This window comes from Limnospira sp. PMC 289.06 (assembly GCF_032350395.1).
Lineage (GTDB): Bacteria > Cyanobacteriota > Cyanobacteriia > Cyanobacteriales > Microcoleaceae > Limnospira > Limnospira platensis.
In genome coordinates this window covers 1-517 of sequence record NZ_JARPLC010000468.1, presented here as the reverse complement: position 1 = coordinate 517, position 517 = coordinate 1, and the positions used below count along the sequence as shown (strand labels likewise).

Genomic DNA, 517 nt, shown 5'->3' with positions numbered 1-517 from the left:
TGTCGCAGGTTCAAATCCTGTCATCCCGATTTAACTTAAACCCTTATCCTGACTACTATCGCGGGAATTGCTTTAACCCGATAGTCGTACCTAATTACTCAGATATTACTCACAATCTAGTCCTAGCACAGGAAAATAATTCTGTCAATAGGATGATTACTCAGTCAATAAGCACAACTTAATCAATCTGTCAAATACCCATACCACCCCCCAACCAAACACCGATAGGGTAACTCCCTTGTGATACCCGTCAATAGCAAGCCTATCGGTTCGTTCCTCACCATTGACTGCTATCACGTCGGTCGCACCCCCAAGAGTGTTTGTTCCGGTTGGGGGGGAGGATATGTTTCAAAATCAACCACGACAACAGCAGAAGATAATTCCCCAAGCTATCAAAGATACACCTATCAATGTACAAAGATATCAGACCGCCTTTCAGTATCAGATTATGAAAGTATGGTGGCGATCGCTCGCAAGGTTATCTATGGGTCTGATTCATAATCTCCGGTGAGGGGAA

At 43.9% G+C, this 517-nt stretch carries 2 protein-coding genes; both read left to right on the top strand.

Going from position 1 to position 517, the window contains the following annotated elements:
- Positions 1 to 182 (top strand): hypothetical protein (locus P5674_RS25820; RefSeq protein ID WP_315670484.1); only part of this gene is annotated, 182 nt, incomplete at its 5' end.
- A 161-nt stretch (positions 183 to 343) separates the two neighbouring features.
- Complete coding sequence (locus P5674_RS25815; RefSeq protein WP_014276167.1) at positions 344 to 511, top strand: hypothetical protein; 168 nt, start codon at positions 344 to 346, stop codon at positions 509 to 511.
- The last annotated feature ends 6 nt before the right edge of the window (positions 512 to 517 follow it).